This window comes from Polynucleobacter victoriensis (assembly GCF_900187875.1).
Lineage (GTDB): Bacteria > Pseudomonadota > Gammaproteobacteria > Burkholderiales > Burkholderiaceae > Polynucleobacter > Polynucleobacter victoriensis.
Genome location: NZ_FYEX01000001.1, coordinates 1,051,416 through 1,070,963, shown reverse-complemented (window position 1 = coordinate 1,070,963; position 19,548 = coordinate 1,051,416). Strand labels below are relative to the sequence as shown.

The window sequence follows — 19,548 nt, the reverse complement described above, 5'->3', positions numbered from 1 at the left end:
ATGGCATCAAAACTTGCTTCTAAACTGGTCATACTTGATAGAGATGGCGTTATCAATGAAGATAGCGATCACTACATCAAATCGCCAGACGAGTGGAAACCTATTCCTGGCAGCTTAGAAGCAATCGCGAAACTCAATCAAGCAGGGTATCAAATTGCGGTTGCCACCAATCAATCAGGCATAGGTCGTGGCTTATATGATATGGACATCTTAAATGCCATCCACGAAAAGTTTCATCGCCTACTTAACAAAGTAGGCGGTCATGTTGATGCCATTTTCTTTTGTCCGCACACTGATGCAGACTCCTGTCATTGCAGAAAACCACTACCAGGCATGATTGAGCAGATTGCGCTGCGCTATGGCATCTCTATCAAAGGAGTGCCTATCGTTGGTGACAGCGTTAGAGATCTAGTTGCTGGTGTTGCTGTAGGTGCAGAACCACATTTAGTGCTAACAGGCAAAGGTGAAAAAGCCAGAGCCTCTGGAGAACTACCTCCTTACACAGCGATACACCAAGATTTAATGGCTTTTGCCAACCACTTCATACAACGCACATGATTGTTATCAAATCGAGTCTTTTCTTTTTATCCATGTTGGTTTTTACGCCAGCATATGCTGTGATGTGTATCGTAATTTTCCCGCTCATTTCTGCAGAAAAGCGCTATGAGTTAACTAAAGGTTGGAATATCACGATGACCTACCTTGCTAAAAAGATTTGCGGAATTGAATATGAAATCTTGGGCATGGACAACCTCAAAGCGATGCTTGATAAGCCGGTCATCTTATTATCCAAACATCAGTCTGCTTGGGAAACTATTGCATTTATTGCCCTCATACCAAAACAGTTGTGCTTTGTTTTCAAACGCGAATTACTTTGGATTCCTTTCTTTGGCTGGGCATTAGCGCTACTAAGAATGATTCACATCAATCGCTCGAATAAAGCTGCAGCGTCACAATCAATTGCTGGTCAAGGTAAAAAATACTTAGGTCAAGGTCTTTGGATCATCATTTTCCCAGAGGGTACGCGCACCAAAGTAGGTGCACATACACTTTACAGAAAAGGTGGAGCTCGTCTTGCAAGCGCAACAAAAGCTTGGGTAATCCCTATTGCTCACAATGCAGGCCATGTATGGCCAAGAAATAGCTTTCTCAAATATCCAGGAAAAGTAACAATTTCAATTGGACCAGCTATTTCATCTGAAAATAAATCAGCCGAACAACTACACCAAGAAACTGAAAAGTGGATTGAGGCTGAAATGCGCGTTATTGATGCGCCAGCTTACGCGCCCAAGTAATGTAATCATCTACAGCAATATCTTGAGCCCGTAGCGCCAAAGTCTCATCGGGCAAATCCAATTGATCTCGAACGCTAGATAAATTGTTACGTAGTACCTTCCTTCGCTGAGCAAATGCCATTGAAACAATCGTCTCTAGCGCGGCATACTCTTCTGAAGTCAACTTTAAATCAACTCTAGGAATCATCTTAACTACGGCAGAATCTACTTTTGGCGGTGGATCAAACGCCTCTGGCGGCACGTGTAGCACATTCTCCATGTGATAACGAGACTGCAACATCACTGATAAGCGACCGTACTCAGAATCCCCATGATGGGCCACCATACGCTCAATTACCTCAGCCTGAAGCATAAAAACTTGCTCATCGACATAATCTGCCGCACTCATCAAATGAAATAACAGCGGTGAGGAAATGTTGTAAGGTAAGTTGCCAACGATTTTGACGCGAGGCTCAACCAAATTAGCAATTTTTTGTTTAGCTAATTTCGCCCATTCCAAAAAATCAAACTTAAGTGCATCAGCCTCAAAAATTTGTAATGTTGCAATGTTTTGAGATTGCCAACGCTTCACCAAATCTCGATCTAACTCAACTACCGACAACTCATCCAATGAACCCAGTAAGGGTTTAGTCATAGCACCCAAACCAGGTCCAATTTCAATTACTTGATCAATTGGATGAGGTTGAATAGCACGAATAATGGAATAAATAATTCCAGTATCAACCAAAAAGTGTTGTCCAAAGCGCTTACGAGCCTGATGTGCCACTCTGATTCCTTGCCATTAAAGTTGCCATCTGTAAAGCAGCCAACATGCTTGTCACATCAGCAATATTTTTTCCCGCCAAATTGAGTGCAGTTCCATGATCAACAGAGGTTCTGATGATTGGCAAACCCAAAGTGACATTAACACCCTCTCCAAAAGTTGCGAATTTAAAGGGGGCTAAACCTTGATCGTGATACATCGCCAAAATAACATCTGCTTTTTGCAAATGATTGGGACTAAACATGGTGTCTCCTGCCAAAGGACCCACCAAAACGTAACCTTTTTGCCGCATCAACTCTATGGCTGGAACAATGACGTCAATCTCCTCACGCCCCATATGCCCAGATTCTCCAGCATGCGGGTTTAATCCAGAGACGTAAATAGTTGGTTGATTAATGCCAAATCTATCTTTTAAATCTTTACCAATAATCTCAATGGTCTTTTGCAGTAAATCAATCGATAAATGACTAGAAACATCGTGCAATGGAATATGAGTTGTCGCCAAAGCAACACGCAACATCTCTGGCAATAAATCAGATTTAAATACTGGTTTGCCACACAACATCATGACAACAAGAGACACTCCGCACTTTTCAGCGAGATATTCTGTGTGCCCACTAAATTTAATACCCGATTCTGAAATAACACTTTTTTGGACAGGCGCCGTTACCATTGCTTGGTAATGCCCATTAAGACAACCTTCGATCGCCTGATCCAAAGTATTTAATACGTAACTGGCATTAGCCCTATCTAGTTGACCAGGGACTACATTTGCCCGAAGAGGCGTATGTTGTACCGTCAATCGATCATGCAAATTTTTTGCAAATAGAGATTTATCACCAATTAGATTGATTTCTACATCTGGATTTTCTTGAAGAAATATCTCCGCTGCCCTCAGGCTGATCTCAGGCCCAATACCTGCAGGCTCACCTGTTGTAAGGGCTAATCGAATCATCTTTAATCAATTGAGCGAATTTCTACAGTCGCTGCATCTCTAATTTGTCTGAGCCAATCTTGATAAGCCTGATCAAGCTTTTTCTCGCGCAGAGTGGCACGAGCATAATCTCTTTGTTTATCAGCAGACAACTGAGCCTGACGACGTTCAATCACCTGAATTAAGTGCCAGCCAAACTCTGTTTTCACTGGATCACTCACCTCACCAACATTCAACTGATTCATTGACTGCTCAAACTCAGGAACCAACTCACCTGGCGACATCCAACCAAGATTTCCTCCATTTGGCGCAGAGCCATCTTCAGAATGTTTCTTTGCTAACTGAGCAAAATCCGCAGCTTTAACTTTAATTTGGTCTTTAAAGCTGTTAAGACGTCTTTGAGCTTCCAAATCAGTTACGCCATTACGATGCCTTAATAGGATATGTCTTGCCTGAGTTTGTGTAACCACAATATTCTGTGTGTTGGCAACAACAGAACCTTTACGATCAATCACCTTAATAATATGGAAACCTGCGCCACTTTGTAATACTCGCGACACCAATTGATTCGAACCAAGACCTTGAGTTGCATCAATGAATAACTGTGGCAATCTGTCCAAGGTTCTGTAACCTAAATCTTCAACCCTTACTCCAGAGCCGGGTGTTGCAATACGTTTGCCATAAGCTAAGAAGTCTTTTTCTGCTCCAGCATCCTTCAAAATATCTTCAGCTTTTTTCTTTGCAGAAGCTAACTCAGAATCGCTAGCATTAGCCGGTAGGCTCACCAACATTTGCGCCAAATAAATTTCATCATTACCGGCTTGCAACAATCTACCTCTGTCTTTTTCAGCAATGTAACTGTCAATCTCTGACTCGCTCACCTGAACCCTAGCATCGACCTCACGCTCACGAAGCCTCGCTAACTGGACCTCTTTTCGTAGCTCTTCTTTATATTTAGAAAAAGTGGTGCCCTCTTTTTCGACCTTATCCTTGAACTCTGTTGGACTTAATTTATTCTGCCCAGCAATATTGCCAATAATTCGATCCAAGTCTTTATCACTGACTTTAACGCCAGATTCTTTTGCAAGATTTAATTGAATACGCTCAGAAATCAAACGCTCTAAAACTTGATCCCTTAACTCATTACTTGGAGGCAAAGGTCTATTAGCTGCTTTAAATTGCCTCTCAATTAATGCAATCCGATTTTCCAACTCAAGCTTAGTCACCAAGCTTGTATCGACGATAGCAATCACCTGATCAATGGCACGATTTTTATTTTGCGCAAACCCTGTTTGCCCAATAATCATCAAACCTAATGCGCATAAAACAATCTTAACTAGCTTCATTCGTAACTTTCAAATGGTGAAATTGGTGCGGGATTTGAGTTAACTGGCTCATATCCAGGTATGTTAAATCGAATTAAATTAATTGGGTTACTGCCAAAACTTGAAAAACCCTTAAAGTCTAACTGCATATAAATTTCTGACGTGGCCAATGTTGATGTATTTTTAAAACGTCTCTGAACTACTCTCACCACCCAACAATCTGCATCATACTCAACACCAGTCACTCTATTTAGAACCTCATTCGAGATGAAGTCGTAGTTATACCTCGCAATACCATACCACTGACGAGCAATTGGCCACTGCCCAGAAACCTCATATTGATTTGTTGTTGTTGCCAAGTCGGATGGGTTAATGGTTTTCTTATAACTAACGTTTAACAATTTTCTTACTTCTGGACGATAGCTGGCTGTCACGCTTTGCTGCACTAGCTTAGAAATCTGTTCGTTGTATTGAACCAATCCGTCTACGTTAAAGTTACCCATTAATCTTGTAGATAATCCAGCAAGAATATCTGAACGTTTTGTTGAGTTTTGCTCGGCAGTCAAACCAACTTTTTGACCACTAATATCAATACGCTGAGCAACTACACCCCTAAGACGCTCTACTCCTGTATCGGCATCAAGAATTCTAGAGGTAATACCAAAAGTTACTTTATTGTTATCAGCAATACGATCGTTACCAGCAAACGAGTTTTCGCTAAAAATTTGAGATATACCGAAGCCAGCATCTGCTGTATCAAATAATGGCAAATTGTTTTGATAGGTATATGGTGTGTAGACATAAAAAGCCCTTGGCTCCAAGGTCATCAACATATTTTTTCCAACAATACCGTTTAACTCCAGCGCATCTCTCTCCAGTATGACTCCAGAATCTAAGCTAAATGTTGGCAAAGTAACATTTCGGCTAATATCAGCTTGTCCTGGGAATGGATCTACGCTGTACTGCGTTGACCTCAGAGTTACCTTCGGGGTCAAATAATAGCCCGGGGTCATAAATGGTTTAGCGACTGAACTAACCATGTATGCACGATTACCTTCTTTGAAAGTTCTTCCTGAATATAAGGAGTTGGCTGGGTCAAACAAACCTTTATAGGTAAATCTAGTTATGTCTGACTCAAATGAGAAATTTAGGCCATTCCAATTATTTTTAATGAACTTAGCGTTAACTTGAGGCTCTCGCTCATATGGCAACAAAATAGGATTTGTTGGATCAGGTTGTAGTGTTTGGAACTTTTGAACTCTTGTTAAAACACTCCAACCATTAATCGCATAACGAGCACCTACCTCTTGGTTATATTGTCGGTTGACAACACCATTTAGACTTTTACCTAAATCATCAACATAACGATCATCTGAAACACGACTGTAATCTGTATAAGCCACCAGACCTGGTCGAACTGTTTGAGCATGTTTAAGTCCGAACGCCCAACGATCCTTTCCATAAGCAGCATCAGAAATTGCCTCAGCCGTCAAAATACCTTGGTAATTTTTTTCTAGATAGCGGAACTCACCACCCAACTGCTCCCCACGATTTTGGATATACCTAGGGAATAAAGTCATATCTCTATTGGGTGCTAAATTTACGTAGTATGGAACCGTAATATCCCATCCAGAAACCCCACCACGCTTTACTCGACCATAAGTTGCAGATAAGAATCCGGATCTGCGTGATGAACCAGAAGGTAATGCAAATACTGGCGTATAAAAAACAGGGATGTCAAAGAAATGCAACACCCCATTAGTGCCAATAATTACATCGACGTCTCTTTCAACATCCATTTTGCTGGCAGATAAATACCAGTCAACATTATCTGGTCTACACGTTGTAAATGTAGGCTTCTCAAATTCAAATTCATTATTCTCTTTGAAGTCAACTCTAGAAGCTTTACCGCTAGCCCCAACCTCTTTCAACTCATATGTCGGCTCATCCATCCAGCCTTCTTGCGCGTCCAAGCGGATTTTTGCTTTAGGCCCCTTAAAAGACGTTGCATCCTTAATTAGGGATGCATTACCTTCTACGTCAGCAATATCTGTATCTGGGTCATAAGTAATTAAATCACCCTTAACAACGGTGCGATTTCTTCTAATGACCGCATCACCCTCAAGGCGCATTTGACGATCAACTACCCCATCTAATTTCTTAGAAGAGGTAAAGGTTGGAGCCAGATCATCTGGAACCACTGGACGAACCAACAATTGGTCCTCCAGCTTAAGATTTAGAGGCTCATCTAGCTTAGGGGATTCTTGAGCATGTAAAGCTGGTAAAGCAAAACCATATGCCAAAATCCCTAAAAACAATTTCTTGAATTTAGGGTGCTTTAAACCAGGAGATAGGCGCTTGGCGATAAAAGTTTTAGGCATAACTGTTAAGTGCTTTTATTATACGAATCCATGAACCCAGATAACCGCTTATCTCAATTAAATACTTGGCTAGGTACTTTAGCCTCCAAGTGGTCTTTAGACCTAACAACTACCCAACCAGCCTCGAGCGACGCCAGTTTTAGGCGTTACTTTAGGGTTTTAGGGAATAAAAATGGTCTCCAAACCAGCTTTATTGTCATGGATGCCCCACCAGCCACAGAGGATACCAAGCCATTTATTAACGTTTCCAAGCTCCTAGCCGATGCCAAACTAAATGTCCCAGTAGTTCTTGAAAAAGATATTGAGCAAGGATTTTTACTATTAACGGATTTAGGTAATCAGACATACCTATCAGTCTTAAATCAGCAAACTGCCCCAAAACTGTACCAAGATGCTAATAACGCTTTAATTCAAATGCAACTTGCCAGCAAACCCGGGCTTTTACCTGAATATGACAAAGCTCTATTGACCCGTGAACTAGACCTATTCCCAGAGTGGTACTTAGGTAAACACCTACAAATTGAACTAGATGCCAAACAAAAAGATGATTTGGCAAAGGTGTTTGACCTCATTTTGCAAAATAATCTTTCTCAAGCAAAAGTAATAGTCCATAGGGACTATCACAGTAGAAACCTAATGGTCACAGATCAGAATAATCCAGGTATTTTGGATTTCCAGGATGCTGTGTATGGTCCTATTACATATGATTTAGCCTCTCTTTACAGAGATGCTTATATTGAATGGGAAGAGCCAGAACAAATGGATTGGCTAATTCGGTATTGGGATAAAGCTCGAAAAGCTGGCTTACCAGTCCAAAACGAATTTGGTGACTTTTACCGTGACTACGAATGGATGGGTCTACAAAGACATCTCAAAGTATTAGGCATATTTGCAAGGCTTTACCACCGTGATGGCAAGGATGGCTATCTAAAAGACATTCCTTTGGTTTTCAAATACACAAGAAAAGTTGCGGAGAGATATATTGCCTTGAAACCTTTGGTGCAGCTACTAGATAGCATTGAAGGCATTCAAAGACCAGACGGACTGACCTTCTGATGCATAAAACCCAGACAATTCCTTGCATGGTATTAGCTGCTGGTCGTGGCGAAAGAATGCGCCCTCTGACTGACCATACGCCGAAGCCTTTACTGCAGGTAAAGGGGAAAGCATTGATTGACTGGCATATTGATGGGCTTGCTACCAATCATTTAACTAATGTTGTGATCAATCACGCTTGGTTAGGCGAAAAAATTATTCAACACTTTAGTCAAGATAGATTTAAAAAATTAAACATTCAGTTATCTGCTGAGAATGAGGCTTTAGAAACTGCAGGCGGACTTCGTCAAGCAATGTCTCTTATGAAAATTGATGATTACTTTTTTGCAATAAATGGAGATGTGTTTTGCCCGCAGTTTCCTTTTGAAAGAATTTTAGAAATCACGAATCAGCTAAGAAAACACAAGCAACCCCCAATGGCTTATCTTTTTTTAACTCAGAATCCCAGCCACCATCCTGAAGGTGATTTTCAGCTCAATGGTAATTTGGTAACAGACAAAACTAGCTCATCAATTAACCATACTTTTTCAGGGGCAGGCCTGTACCACCAAGATTTATTTAAAAGTATTAAGATGGGGTCTGTGGCAAAACTGGCGCCCATACTAAGATCAGCCATGAGTGAAAATTTGGTCTTAGGAGAAATGCTAAATGTTTTATGGGTAGACGTTGGCACCCCAGAAAGATTGGCTGAACTAAATAGCAATGACAATATTTAATCAAGAATTTCCCCAAGCACTTTATGCGCAAAGAAGAAATCGCGTAGCCGAATCTATTCTTGCAAAAAGTGGTGGCGGCATTCTGATCATTGATACCGCTGCTGAAAAATACCGCAATAGAGATAGCGACTTTCCATATCGCCATGATTCTGATTTCTACTACTTAACAGGTTTTGATGAACCAGGCGCAACACTGGTGATGATCGTCAAGTCAGATAAAACTGAAACCATTCTATTTTGTAGACCGAAAGATTTAGATAGAGAGATTTGGGATGGTTGGCGTCTAGGCCCTGAAGCAGCCCCTAAATATCTAGGAATTAATTCTGCATTTTCTAACGCACAATTAGATGAAAAAATGCCAACCTACTTAGCCAATCAAAATGCTATTTTTTCAAGATTGATTAATGCTGAGCCCATCAATAACCAATTAAAAAATTGGCTCAATGAAGTAAAAGGTATGGCAAGAACTGGCGCAAACACACCTGCAGTATTGTTTGATGCAGAAACGATTGTTCATGAAATGCGCTTATTCAAAGATCAACATGAAATCAACATCATGCGCCAAGCTGGGAAAATTGCAGCAAAGGGGCACATTAGGGCAATGCAAGCTAGTCGCCCAGGCCTACGTGAATACCATCTAGAAGCAGAGCTATTACACACTTTTAGATACGCGGGCGCACAAAGTGTTGCATACAACAGCATTGTCGCAACTGGCGCTAACGCATGCGTCTTACACCACAGAGCAGGCAATGCAGAATTAAAAGATGGTGATTTATGTCTTATTGATGCAGGATGCGAGTTAGATGGCTATGCCTCAGACATCACTAGAACTTTTCCAGTTAACGGAAAATTTTCAGGTGCACAAAAAGCGGTCTACGAAATTGTTCTAGCCGCACAAATAGCAGCAATAGATAAAACAAAACAGGGCTTAGACTTTCAAGCGCCACACGATGCTGCCTTACGCGTCTTAACCCAGGGCTTATTAGACTTAAACTTAATTGATCGCTCAACGATTGGCAGTTTGGATAATGCACTTGAAACCAAAGCTTATCAGCGTTTTTACATGCACCGCACTAGCCATTGGCTAGGCATGGACGTGCATGATGTTGGCCAATACAGAGAACCTGGTAGCAATACAGAGCCCAAAGCCTGGAGAACATTGATGCCGAACATGGTTTTAACCATCGAGCCCGGCTTATATATTAGAAAATCAGATGATGTTGACCCACAATATTGGGACATTGGCATCCGCATTGAGGATGATGCATTAGTTACTACTGGCGATTGTGAGCTAATGAGTAGAGATGTGCCAGTCAGCGTCAATGAAATTGAATACTTGATGAAACACTCATCATGAAAACAATCGCCATTATCGGTGCAGGCCCAGTCGGACTAGCGTGTGCCAGTTGGATTTTGCATAAGAAACCTGATGCCCATGTTCAGTTATATGATCGATTAGCTAGCGGTGATGCTGCGGTCACTCAGGGTGACAGTCGAGGTTTAGCGGTTTCTCAAGGCAGTCATTTACTACTAAAAACAATAGGTGCATGGCCAAATCAATCCCCATCGATTCATACTATTCACGTGTCTCATCGTGGTCATTTTGGTAGAGCCATTGTGCGCAGAGAAGAATTGCAGCAAGATGCCTTGGGGCATATTGTTAGATACGCAGATATCCATTTATCTCTTAGACACGCACTTCAAAAGATTGCAGCTAATTCTCCTCATTTCCAATGGCACTTTGATCAAAAAATTGATGCTTTAGATATTAGTAACTTAGCAGATGTAATTATTCATGCTGAAGGCGGGTTGTTTAAACAACAGGACTGGCAAGAAATCTATCGTGACTACCAGCAATCAGCAATCGTTGGCTGGGTTAGGATGAATCAATCAAACCATCATATGGCTTGGGAAAGATTTACCAATGAGGGGCCGCTTGCCCTACTACCTAGCCACAAGGGTCCTGAATACTTAAACCTTGTATGGTGCGGTAGCCCCGAATCAACTGATCGACGCCTCCAATTAGATGCCTCAGCTTTTTTAAGCGAGCTACAAACTTCATTTGGCACTCGCGCAGGAACCTTTTTAGAAGCTGGTGAGCTACGTAGCTACAACTTAGGATTAAATGCTAGAAAAAAAATAATTGATAAAAATGAAGTATGGATTGGTAATGCTGCACAAACCATGCATCCAGTTGCGGGCCAAGGACTTAACCTAGGGTTAAGAGATGCACACACCTTGGCTGACGTTCTCACAGAATCAGATAATGTGACCGAGGCACTCGAAAAATATCAAGAACTAAGAAAACGCGACAGAAATACAACGATTACTACGACAGATTTCTTAGCAAGAATATTTACATCAAAACTTAAACCAGTCATTTGGGCTAGAGGTATTGCACTATCAAGCCTACAACTGATGCCTCCTATTAAACAAGGCCTTACTCGCCAAATGATGTTTGGACAACGCTAGTCGCTATTTGCTTAAAATTTAAGCAAAAGTAAGCTTCTCATGTTAGAGTTGCGCCCTGATGAAATTAGGTCCGCACACACTTCCAAATAACTTATTTGTGGCCCCCATGGCAGGGGTAACGGATCGCCCATTTCGACAATTATGTAAAAAACTAGGGGCTGGCTACGCCGTTTCAGAGATGATTGCCTCTAATGCCATGCTCTGGAATAGCGCCAAAACTCTAAGAAGAGCCAATCACGATGGTGAAGTTGAACCCATATCGGTTCAAATAGCTGGAGCGGATCCTGAGATGATGGCTGAAGCAGCAGTTTTAAATATTGACCGTGGCGCACAAATTATTGATATCAACATGGGTTGCCCAGCCAAAAAAGTTTGTAATGTTGCATCGGGATCAGCTCTATTAAAAGATGAAGCCTTGGTAGGCAGAATCTTAGAAAAAATTGTCAATACAGTTAAGAGAGATTACCCCCTGGTGCCCGTCACATTAAAAATCAGAACTGGCTGGGATCGTGATAACAAAAACGCTTTAAAGATTGCTCAAATTGCAGTTAACAGTGGCATTGAAATGCTTACTATTCACGGTCGAACAAAAGCAGACCTATATCGTGGAGAGGCCGAATACGAGACAATTGCTGCAGTTAAATCCTCCATCAAAATACCAGTGGTTGCCAACGGCGACATTAATTCACCACATAAAGCTGCTCAGGTACTCAAGTTAACTGGGGCTGATGCATTAATGATTGGTAGAGCTGCTCAAGGACGTCCATGGATATTTAGAGAAATCTTGCACTACCTGCAAACAGGTACATTATTAGATGCTCCCAAAGTTGCGGAAATACAAGGTATTCTCAACAACCACCTCATTGATCACTATGAGTTTTATGGTGAATATGCGGGTGTTCGCACAGCACGTAAGCACATTGGCTGGTATTGCAAAGGGCTTAAAGGATCGCATGTGTTCAGGCATCACATGAATACAATTGATGACTGTCAAAAACAATTAGAAGCAGTAAATCAATTCTTTGATTCACTCAAAGAAGAATCAGAACATTTAATTTATTTAGAAGCAGCTTAATATGCAAGCCCCTCAACAACATCCAGTTAGCCAAACCATTGAAAAGCATCTCAAAAGATATTTAGATGATTTAGGTGACACCGCACCAAGCAATGTTTATCAAATGGTCTTGAGCGTGATGGAGAAACCAGTTCTTGAATTAATCATGAAACATGCTGGCCAAAATCAATCTCTTGCTGCCAACTATCTAGGCATCAATCGCAATACCCTTAGAAAGAAACTACTAGAACACGGTCTCTTATAACCTCCTATTTATTAACTTTTTTATTTTCAAAAGACTCTTATGATTCGTACAGCCTTACTTTCCGTTTCTGATAAATCTGGCATTGTTCCTTTTGCCAAATCACTACATGACTGTGGTGTTAAATTAATCTCTACTGGCGGCACAGCCAAGTTATTAGCTGAAAACGGCTTACCAGTAGTAGAGGTGTCAGAAATTACTGGCTTTCCTGAAATGTTAGATGGTCGTGTTAAGACACTCCACCCAATGGTTCATGGGGGCTTATTGGCTCGCAGAGATTACCCAGAGCACATGGCTGCCATCAAAGAACACGGCATTGGCGCAATCGATATGCTTGTGATTAATTTATATCCATTCCAAAAAACCGTTGCTCAAGAAGAGTGCTCTTTTGAAGATGCTATTGAAAATATTGATATTGGTGGACCAGCCATGCTTCGTGCCGCTGCCAAGAATCATAAAGATGTAACCGTCTTAATATCACCAACTGACTATGACGCCGTATTAGCAGAGATGCGTGCTAACAAGAATGAAGTTTCTTTTGCTACCAACTTCAAACTAGCTAAAAAGGTTTATGCTCACACAGCCCAGTACGATGGTGCCATTGCCAACTACCTATCAAGCCTTGGCGATAACTTAGAACACACTACTCGTAGCGAATATCCTCAGACGCTTCACTTGGCATTCGATAAAGTACAAGAAATGCGTTATGGTGAAAACCCACATCAAAGTGCTGCGTTTTACAAAGATACGCAATTAGTTCCTGGCGCCCTTGCAAACTATCGTCAGCTACAAGGCAAAGAATTGTCATACAACAATATCGCTGATGCGGATGCCGCATGGGAATGCGTTAAGAGCTTTGGTAACACTGTTACTAGCGGCCAACCAGCTTGCGTAATCATCAAACATGCCAACCCTTGTGGCGTTGCGGTAGCAAACTCTGCGCTTGAGGCTTACCAAAAAGCTTTTAAAACAGATTCGACTTCAGCTTTTGGCGGAATTATTGCCTTTAATAGGCCATGTGATGGTGCCACTGCCGAGGCAGTATCTAAACAGTTTGTGGAAGTGTTAATTGCCCCAGCTTTCTCACCAGAAGCTTTAGCAATTTTTGCTAGCAAGCAAAATGTTCGCTTATTAGAAATTGAACTTGCTGAAACAATCAATCCACAAGACATTAAACGTGTAGGCGGTGGCTTATTAGTGCAAAGTCCAGATGCTAAAAATGTACTACCAAGTGAATTACGCGTTGTTACAAAACGTCAGCCAACGCCTAAAGAAATGGAAGACTTAATGTTTGCTTGGCGTGTTGCGAAATACGTTAAATCAAATGCAATTGTTTTCTGTGGCGATGGCATGACACTCGGTGTTGGCGCTGGCCAAATGAGTCGTATTGACTCAGCCAGAATTGCTAGCATCAAAGCTCAAAACGCCGGTTTAACACTCCAAAATTCAGCTGTAGCTAGCGATGCATTCTTCCCGTTCAGAGACGGATTAGATGTTGTGGTGGATGCAGGCGCTACCTGCGTTATTCAGCCAGGTGGCAGTATGCGCGATGACGAAGTTGTTGCCGCGGCCGATGAACGTGGTGTAGCAATGGTCTACACAGGCACACGTCACTTCCGTCATTAATATGCGCATTTTAGGTATTGACCCAGCACTTCGCGTCAGTGGATTTGGCGTTATTGAAGTTCAGGGTCAACGTCTAAATTACATAGCATCGGGCACAATCGAAACAGGTGGAACTGAAATTTCAGTTCCACAACGATTAGCCACGCTGTACGCAGGCATTAGAGAGGTGGTTGATTTATACAAACCAGATGCTGCCTCGATGGAACAAGTTTTTTTAAACGTAAACCCAAGATCGACACTTCTACTTGGCCAAGCTCGCGGAGCAGCAATTGCATCTTTAGTGTCTGGTGGCTTACCCATGGTTGAGTTCAGCGCTCTAGAAGTTAAAAAAGCAATTGTGGGCTCTGGAAGAGCGAGCAAAAGCCAAGTCCAAGAAATGGTAAAACGTTTGTTAAAACTAAATAAAGTTGCCGGCACAGATGCATCTGATGCATTAGCTGTCGCTATTTGCGCAGCACATCACAGAGAACTTAATGAGCGACTACAACAATTTCGATAATCAGCTTAAGATGTCGACATGATTGGAAGAATACAAGGCATCTTAATTGCCAATACCCCGCCCAGACTTATTGTGGATTGCCATGGCGTAGGCTATGAAATTGACGTGCCCATGAGCACCCTTTATCAAATGCCAGCGATTGGCCAACAGGTTACGTTGCTCACTCATTTTGTGGTGCGCGAAGATGCCCAACAATTATTTGGGTTTGCCACCGACTCTGAAAGAGAAGCATTTAGATCTCTTATCAAAATTAGCGGTATTGGAGCAAGGACTGCTTTGTCACTGCTATCTGGCATGAGTGTTGAAGAGTTAGCACAAGCTGTCACGCTACAAGAATCTGCTCGACTCACTAAGGTTCCAGGTATTGGCAAAAAGACAGCTGAACGCCTGCTTTTAGAGCTTAAAGGGAAAATCGGTGCAGATATTGGCTTATCAAATCAAACTCATCAAACAGATAACCAACTAGAAATTCTGCAGGCATTAACGGCCCTAGGCTACTCTGATAAAGAGGCCCAATTGGCACTAAAACAAGTAATCCCAGGAAGCTCAGTGTCTGATGGCATCAGACTAGCCCTCAAGGCCTTATCTAAAGCGTAAGTAGATTGTCCAAATAGTAATAAACTCTACTCATGGCGATAAAAACTGACGACATCACCCCTTCGGCAAACAACCAAGAAGAACGCTTGGTTACAGCAGCCGCAAGCACTGATGACAATGCATTAGAGCGAGCGCTACGACCCAAACAATTAGAAGAGTATGTTGGTCAGAAAAAAGCTCGTGGCCAACTAGAAATTTTTATATCAGCAGCTAAACAAAGACAGGAAGCTCTCGATCATGTGCTTTTATTTGGCCCTCCTGGATTAGGTAAAACCACTCTGGCTCATATTATTGCCAGAGAGATGGGTGTCAACCTACGTCAAACGAGTGGGCCAGTGCTAGATCGCCCTGGTGACTTAGCCGCACTCCTTACCAATCTTGAAGCTAATGATGTTTTATTCATTGACGAGATTCATAGACTATCTCCAGTTGTAGAAGAAATTCTGTACCCAGCACTTGAGGATTACGCGATTGACATCATGATTGGCGATGGCCCAGCTGCCAGAAGCGTGAAACTAGATTTAAAGCCATTTACCCTAATCGGTGCAACAACACGCGCAGGAATGCTCACCAATCCACTCAGAGACCGATTTGGTATTGTTGCGCGCTTAGAGTTCTACACAGTTGAAGAGTTGTCATTGATTGTAAAACGCTCTGCTAATTTACTAAATGCTGGGTTAGATGATGGTGGCGCCCTAGAAATCGCTAAACGATCTCGTGGCACACCAAGAATTGCTAACCGCCTATTAAGGCGGGTCAGAGACTATGCTGAAGTCAAAGCCAATGGTCAAATTACGCAATCAATTGCTGATGCAGCCCTATCAATGCTAGATGTAGATGCAGTAGGTTTTGATGTTATGGATAGAAAGCTATTAGAAGCCATTGTCCATAAATTTGATGGCGGCCCAGTAGGCGTGGATAACCTCGCCTCCGCCATTAGCGAAGAGAGAGAAACAATTGAGGATGTTATTGAGCCTTATTTGATTCAACAAGGGTTCTTACAAAGAACACCTCGCGGCAGAGTAGCTACAGCTTTAGCTTATGCTCACCTTGGACTACCATCAACCTCGTCTAAAGATTTATTAAGCTGACCAGTTGAGCTCTCTAGGTGACTCACATCACCCCACTTAATTAACTCAAAACGTCCATTTTTATAGCTTAGTGTATTTAAGCTCGCATTAAGAATTTCAAAATCTCGTGCCTGCGCAAGCGTTTTGTTGGTCGCAGCTCGATTTAAACAATCAAGCACACCACCATGAGCCACTACAGCAATCTCCTGATCAGGATAGGCATCAGCCCAATGCTTAACAGCATCAACTACCCGGTCATAAAACTGCTGCAAACTTTCACCAGACTCAGGTTGAAAATCTACTTCTCGGTTTTTCCAAGCCGCATGATTGCGCGGATGGTTCTCTGCAATCTCTTGATGGCTTAAACCCTGCATGATGCCGTAATGCCTCTCACGTAACGCAGGATCAAAGATTAAATCGAGCTCATGATGCTCAGCAATTGGTTTAGCAGTATCAATGGCTCGACTTAAATCACTAGAAATAACAGCAGCCAAATTTTTACCAGCCATATGTCTAGCCAAGCATTCAGCTTGCCAAAAACCAGCATCATTTAAACCAATATCAATATGACCTTGCAATCGCTTTTCACGATTCCACATTGTTTCGCCATGGCGAATTAAATAAACAATCGTCATACTTGCTTAAGAAAGCGTGATTTTTGCAAATCTACGTTTGCCAACCTGAATAACAAATGTGCCAGCTTCAACTTTCAGGGACTTATCACTAACAGTAGTGCCGTCAATTTTTACTCCGCCCTGTTCTAAATTACGCATCGCTTCAGATGTACTTGGAACCAAGTTAGCCTGCTTCAGTAACTGTCCAATACCCAATGGTGCACCAGTTAATGTCACCTCTGGAATATCGTCAGGAACACCACCTTTTGCGCGGTGATTAAAGTCCTCTAAAGATTTTTCTGCTGCGGCAGAACTATGGAATCTCGCCACAATCTCTTGACCTAATGCAACCTTAAAGTCTCTAGGATTGCGCCCAGATGCTACCTCTTCTTTCATCTTAGCAATTTCAGCAAGTGGCTTAAACGATAAGAGCGTGAAATAACTCCACATCAAATCATCAGAAATACTCATTAACTTGCCAAACATATCATTAGGCGCTTCACTAATACCAATGTAGTTATTCTTAGACTTACTCATCTTGTCGACACCATCAGTGCCAACCAACAAGGGCATCGTCAAGATACATTGAGCTTCTTGACCATACTCTTTTTGCAACTCACGACCCACAAGTAAATTGAACTTCTGATCCGTACCACCCAACTCCAAATCACTCTTTAGCGCAACCGAGTCATAACCTTGCATTAACGGGTATAAAAACTCATGAACAGAAATTGGGATACCACCCTTATAACGCTTCGTAAAATCATCACGTTCTAACATGCGGGCAACGGTATATTTTGCCGCCAACTGAATCATGCCTCTAGCGCCTAAAGGATCGCACCACTCACTGTTGTATCTCACTTCAGTTTTAGATGGGTCTAAAACTAAACTTGCCTGCTGATAGTAAGTCTGAGCATTAACTGCAATTTCTTCTTTAGTCAGAGGCGGACGAGTTGCATTCCTTCCTGAAGGGTCACCAATCATGCTGGTAAAGTCGCCAATCAAGAAAATGACCGTATGGCCCAAATCCTGCAACTGACGCATCTTGTTCAAAACAACTGTATGACCCAAATGAATGTCAGGGGCAGTAGGATCTAAGCCTAACTTAATCCTTAACGGGGTTTTTGTAGCCTCACTACGGGCCAATTTAGAAACCCACTCCGCTTCCACCAATAATTCCTCGCAACCACGCTTGGTGACGGCTAAAGACTCCAAAACACGGTCTGTAATTGGATATTTAACTTGTTCTGTTTTATTCTCGTTAGCTAAAGACATAATCTATCGGTTACATTTATTTCCTAGAACATCATTGTCGCATCACTTAAGAGTCAACCCTATGAAGAATTACTATATTGGCATTATGTCCGGAACGAGCATGGATGGAATAGATGCCGTTTTAGCTGAGATTCCTAAATCCGGGAAAACCAAAATTTTGCTGCACGTTGAAGTGCCAATGGACAAAAATCTTCAGGAAACATACTTCAAACTCCAAGCGCCTAGTGATAATGAGCTACATATTGAGGCCCTAGCAGCCAATCAATTGGCACACCACTATCACCTAGCAGTCACGGAAATACTCAAAAAATCTAAGCTTGAAGCATCAGAAATCCAAGCGGTTGGAGCTCACGGACAAACCATTCGACATCAACCTCAATTACATGATGGCATTGGATATACCAAGCAGTCACTCAATCCTGCATTATTGGCAGAACTATCCAATATCGATGTGATTGCAGATTTTCGAAGTAGGGACATTGCCGCTGGCGGACAAGGCGCTCCATTAGTCCCGGCCTTTCATGCAACTCAATTTTCAAGCGATCAACCTGTTGCCATACTTAATATCGGCGGCATTGCAAATCTGAGCCTGATTTCCAACAAGATCATTGGTTTTGACTGCGGTCCAGGTAACGCCCTAATGGACTACTGGACTAATCACTCCCTAGGCAAGGCCTATGATGATGGTGGTCAATGGGCAGAGCAAGGTCAGCCCATTGAAAAGTTAGTAAATAGCATGCTAGCTGATCAGTATTTTGCAAAAAGAGCGCCTAAGAGCACAGGACGCGACCTTTTTAATCCTACCTGGCTCAAGCATCATCTAGAGCAAACTGGTAGCAGTAAAGCTAACCCACAAGACGTTCAAGCAAGTTTGTTAATGCTCACAGCTCAATCGATTGCTCAAGCTTTGAAGGAATATGCCCCAGAAACAAAACGCCTCTTGATTTGTGGGGGTGGTATTAAAAATACAGCCTTGATTAATTCCCTAAAAAGAATCTGCTCGTGGATTCCAAGCGCAGGCTTTCAAAGTACAGCAACAGAAGGCATTGATCCACAAGCAGTTGAAGCAGCCGCATTTGCTTGGCTGGCTTGGGCGCACAAAGAAAAACAGCCAGCAAATATGCCGGCTGTTACTGGTGCTAGAGGTCTGCGCCCGTTGGGCGCTTGCTACCCCGCTTAATTAGGCTGAGAAAGAAGATCCGCAACCACATGTTGTTGTGGCATTAGGATTTTTAATCACGAATTGAGAACCGTTGATATCTTCTTTGTAATCAATCTCTGCGCCAACCAAATATTGGAAGCTCATTGAATCAATCAACAAAGTCACATTACCTTTGGTTACCAATGTGTCGTCTTCATTAACAGCTTCATCAAATGTGAAACCATACTGAAAACCTGAACAACCACCACCTTGCACGAATACGCGCAATTTCAAATCTGGGTTGCCTTCTTCTGCAATCAAATCTGCCACTTTTGCTACAGCACTATCTGTAAAGATAAGTGGCATTGGTGGCTCTAAATTATCTGTTGCTTGTGTTGTTTGTGTAGCGGTCATCTTGGACTCCTTTTGTTACATAACTAATATTGTATGCCTCAATTCCAATATTTA

Annotated in this window: 20 protein-coding genes; 13 read left to right on the top strand and 7 right to left on the bottom strand. The window is 42.1% G+C overall.

The window, feature by feature from the left end; genetic code table 11:
• Positions 1 to 558 (top strand): D-glycero-beta-D-manno-heptose 1,7-bisphosphate 7-phosphatase, encoded by a 558-nt coding sequence (gmhB, locus tag CFR83_RS05595; RefSeq protein ID WP_088812997.1) that lies wholly within the window; start codon positions 1 to 3, stop codon positions 556 to 558.
• Entirely contained in the window at positions 555 to 1,295 is a 741-nt protein-coding gene (locus CFR83_RS05590; RefSeq protein WP_088812996.1) for a lysophospholipid acyltransferase family protein, read from the top strand. Before gmhB ends, CFR83_RS05590 begins: the two co-directional genes overlap by 4 nt.
• Here CFR83_RS05590 and rsmA read toward each other — a convergent pair.
• Genes rsmA through CFR83_RS05570 form a run of 4 tightly spaced genes read right to left on the bottom strand, consistent with a single transcriptional unit; the run spans position 1,264 to position 6,698 of the window.
• Entirely contained in the window at positions 1,264 to 2,067 is an 804-nt protein-coding gene (gene rsmA, locus CFR83_RS05585) for a 16S rRNA (adenine(1518)-N(6)/adenine(1519)-N(6))-dimethyltransferase RsmA (RefSeq protein ID WP_207758568.1), read from the bottom strand. The two genes, CFR83_RS05590 and rsmA, sit on opposite strands and share 32 nt — an antisense overlap.
• On the bottom strand, positions 2,042 to 3,013 hold the full coding sequence (pdxA, locus tag CFR83_RS05580) for a 4-hydroxythreonine-4-phosphate dehydrogenase PdxA (RefSeq protein WP_088812993.1): 972 nt from the start codon (positions 3,011 to 3,013) through the stop codon (positions 2,042 to 2,044). Before pdxA ends, rsmA begins: the two co-directional genes overlap by 26 nt.
• 2 nt (positions 3,014 to 3,015) lie before the next feature.
• Positions 3,016 to 4,338, bottom strand: coding sequence for a peptidylprolyl isomerase (locus CFR83_RS05575; RefSeq protein WP_088812991.1), 1,323 nt, complete (start codon positions 4,336 to 4,338; stop codon positions 3,016 to 3,018).
• Positions 4,335 to 6,698: an LPS-assembly protein LptD gene (locus CFR83_RS05570; RefSeq protein ID WP_088812990.1), complete on the bottom strand. Its 2,364-nt coding sequence runs from the start codon at positions 6,696 to 6,698 to the stop codon at positions 4,335 to 4,337. The genes CFR83_RS05575 and CFR83_RS05570 overlap by 4 nt, the downstream gene beginning before the upstream one ends.
• Before the next feature lie 30 nt (positions 6,699 to 6,728).
• Here CFR83_RS05570 and CFR83_RS05565 point away from each other — a divergent pair, with 30 nt between their 5' ends.
• From CFR83_RS05565 to ruvB, 10 genes are read left to right on the top strand one after another with little or no spacing between them, the layout of a single operon-like run.
• Entirely contained in the window at positions 6,729 to 7,754 is a 1,026-nt protein-coding gene (locus tag CFR83_RS05565; protein WP_088812988.1) for an aminoglycoside phosphotransferase family protein, read from the top strand.
• Entirely contained in the window at positions 7,754 to 8,470 is a 717-nt protein-coding gene (murU, locus tag CFR83_RS05560) for an N-acetylmuramate alpha-1-phosphate uridylyltransferase MurU (protein ID WP_207758553.1), read from the top strand. Before CFR83_RS05565 ends, murU begins: the two co-directional genes overlap by 1 nt.
• Positions 8,457 to 9,827, top strand: coding sequence for an aminopeptidase P N-terminal domain-containing protein (locus tag CFR83_RS05555; RefSeq protein WP_088812987.1), 1,371 nt, complete (start codon positions 8,457 to 8,459; stop codon positions 9,825 to 9,827). The genes murU and CFR83_RS05555 overlap by 14 nt, the downstream gene beginning before the upstream one ends.
• A complete protein-coding gene (locus tag CFR83_RS05550) occupies positions 9,824 to 10,942 on the top strand; it encodes an FAD-dependent monooxygenase (protein ID WP_088812985.1) in 1,119 nt (372 codons plus the stop codon). Before CFR83_RS05555 ends, CFR83_RS05550 begins: the two co-directional genes overlap by 4 nt.
• A 58-nt stretch (positions 10,943 to 11,000) precedes the next feature.
• Positions 11,001 to 12,017 carry a tRNA dihydrouridine synthase DusB gene (dusB, locus tag CFR83_RS05545; RefSeq protein ID WP_088812984.1) on the top strand — a complete coding sequence of 339 codons (1,017 nt, stop codon included), beginning with the start codon at positions 11,001 to 11,003 and terminating at the stop codon, positions 12,015 to 12,017.
• A 1-nt stretch (position 12,018) separates the two neighbouring features.
• Positions 12,019 to 12,261, top strand: a complete 243-nt coding sequence (locus CFR83_RS05540) for a helix-turn-helix domain-containing protein (protein WP_088812983.1) — start codon at positions 12,019 to 12,021, stop codon at positions 12,259 to 12,261.
• 39 nt (positions 12,262 to 12,300) lie between these two features.
• Positions 12,301 to 13,884 (top strand): bifunctional phosphoribosylaminoimidazolecarboxamide formyltransferase/IMP cyclohydrolase, encoded by a 1,584-nt coding sequence (gene purH / locus CFR83_RS05535; protein WP_088812981.1) that lies wholly within the window; start codon positions 12,301 to 12,303, stop codon positions 13,882 to 13,884.
• A gap of 1 nt (position 13,885) precedes the next feature.
• The gene (gene ruvC / locus CFR83_RS05530; protein ID WP_088812980.1) at positions 13,886 to 14,383 is read left to right on the top strand and encodes a crossover junction endodeoxyribonuclease RuvC; all 498 of its coding nucleotides are present in this window, start codon (positions 13,886 to 13,888) and stop codon (positions 14,381 to 14,383) included.
• A gap of 18 nt (positions 14,384 to 14,401) precedes the next feature.
• Positions 14,402 to 14,980 carry a Holliday junction branch migration protein RuvA gene (ruvA, locus tag CFR83_RS05525; RefSeq protein WP_088812978.1) on the top strand — a complete coding sequence of 193 codons (579 nt, stop codon included), beginning with the start codon at positions 14,402 to 14,404 and terminating at the stop codon, positions 14,978 to 14,980.
• A gap of 32 nt (positions 14,981 to 15,012) precedes the next feature.
• Complete coding sequence (gene ruvB / locus CFR83_RS05520) at positions 15,013 to 16,071, top strand: Holliday junction branch migration DNA helicase RuvB (RefSeq protein WP_088812976.1); 1,059 nt, start codon at positions 15,013 to 15,015, stop codon at positions 16,069 to 16,071.
• Here ruvB and CFR83_RS05515 read toward each other — a convergent pair.
• Together CFR83_RS05515 and tyrS are read right to left on the bottom strand one after the other, a co-directional pair.
• Positions 16,026 to 16,685 (bottom strand): histidine phosphatase family protein, encoded by a 660-nt coding sequence (locus CFR83_RS05515; RefSeq protein ID WP_088812974.1) that lies wholly within the window; start codon positions 16,683 to 16,685, stop codon positions 16,026 to 16,028. The genes ruvB and CFR83_RS05515 overlap by 46 nt on opposite strands.
• 6 nt (positions 16,686 to 16,691) lie before the next feature.
• The gene (tyrS, locus tag CFR83_RS05510) at positions 16,692 to 17,939 is read right to left on the bottom strand and encodes a tyrosine--tRNA ligase (protein ID WP_088812973.1); all 1,248 of its coding nucleotides are present in this window, start codon (positions 17,937 to 17,939) and stop codon (positions 16,692 to 16,694) included.
• 61 nt (positions 17,940 to 18,000) lie between these two features.
• Between tyrS and CFR83_RS05505 the strand changes: the two genes are divergently transcribed.
• A complete protein-coding gene (locus tag CFR83_RS05505) occupies positions 18,001 to 19,119 on the top strand; it encodes an anhydro-N-acetylmuramic acid kinase (RefSeq protein ID WP_088812971.1) in 1,119 nt (372 codons plus the stop codon).
• On the opposite strand, the gene erpA is transcribed toward CFR83_RS05505, so the two are convergent.
• On the bottom strand, positions 19,120 to 19,494 hold the full coding sequence (gene erpA / locus CFR83_RS05500; RefSeq protein ID WP_088812969.1) for an iron-sulfur cluster insertion protein ErpA: 375 nt from the start codon (positions 19,492 to 19,494) through the stop codon (positions 19,120 to 19,122). It abuts the gene before it with no gap.
• Positions 19,495 to 19,548: the final 54 nt, after the last annotated feature.

Bases quoted from the DNA above. Each gene is read 5' to 3' on its own strand.
- ruvB (WP_088812976.1), top strand. From the start codon at position 15,013: ATGGCGATAAAAACTGACGACATCACCCCTTCGGCAAACAACCAAGAA.
- CFR83_RS05590 (WP_088812996.1), top strand. From the start codon at position 555: ATGATTGTTATCAAATCGAGTCTTTTCTTTTTATCCATGTTGGTTTTT.
- CFR83_RS05570 (WP_088812990.1), bottom strand. From the start codon at position 6,698: ATGCCTAAAACTTTTATCGCCAAGCGCCTATCTCCTGGTTTAAAGCAC.
- tyrS (WP_088812973.1), bottom strand. From the start codon at position 17,939: ATGTCTTTAGCTAACGAGAATAAAACAGAACAAGTTAAATATCCAATT.
- CFR83_RS05575 (WP_088812991.1), bottom strand. From the start codon at position 4,338: ATGAAGCTAGTTAAGATTGTTTTATGCGCATTAGGTTTGATGATTATT.
- CFR83_RS05555 (WP_088812987.1), top strand. From the start codon at position 8,457: ATGACAATATTTAATCAAGAATTTCCCCAAGCACTTTATGCGCAAAGA.
- purH (WP_088812981.1), top strand. From the start codon at position 12,301: ATGATTCGTACAGCCTTACTTTCCGTTTCTGATAAATCTGGCATTGTT.
- CFR83_RS05550 (WP_088812985.1), top strand. From the start codon at position 9,824: ATGAAAACAATCGCCATTATCGGTGCAGGCCCAGTCGGACTAGCGTGT.
- gmhB (WP_088812997.1), top strand. From the start codon at position 1: ATGGCATCAAAACTTGCTTCTAAACTGGTCATACTTGATAGAGATGGC.
- ruvA (WP_088812978.1), top strand. From the start codon at position 14,402: ATGATTGGAAGAATACAAGGCATCTTAATTGCCAATACCCCGCCCAGA.
- murU (WP_207758553.1), top strand. From the start codon at position 7,754: ATGCATAAAACCCAGACAATTCCTTGCATGGTATTAGCTGCTGGTCGT.
- erpA (WP_088812969.1), bottom strand. From the start codon at position 19,494: ATGACCGCTACACAAACAACACAAGCAACAGATAATTTAGAGCCACCA.
- CFR83_RS05565 (WP_088812988.1), top strand. From the start codon at position 6,729: ATGAACCCAGATAACCGCTTATCTCAATTAAATACTTGGCTAGGTACT.
- ruvC (WP_088812980.1), top strand. From the start codon at position 13,886: ATGCGCATTTTAGGTATTGACCCAGCACTTCGCGTCAGTGGATTTGGC.
- pdxA (WP_088812993.1), bottom strand. From the start codon at position 3,013: ATGATTCGATTAGCCCTTACAACAGGTGAGCCTGCAGGTATTGGGCCT.
- dusB (WP_088812984.1), top strand. From the start codon at position 11,001: ATGAAATTAGGTCCGCACACACTTCCAAATAACTTATTTGTGGCCCCC.
- CFR83_RS05505 (WP_088812971.1), top strand. From the start codon at position 18,001: ATGAAGAATTACTATATTGGCATTATGTCCGGAACGAGCATGGATGGA.
- CFR83_RS05515 (WP_088812974.1), bottom strand. From the start codon at position 16,685: ATGACGATTGTTTATTTAATTCGCCATGGCGAAACAATGTGGAATCGT.
- CFR83_RS05540 (WP_088812983.1), top strand. From the start codon at position 12,019: ATGCAAGCCCCTCAACAACATCCAGTTAGCCAAACCATTGAAAAGCAT.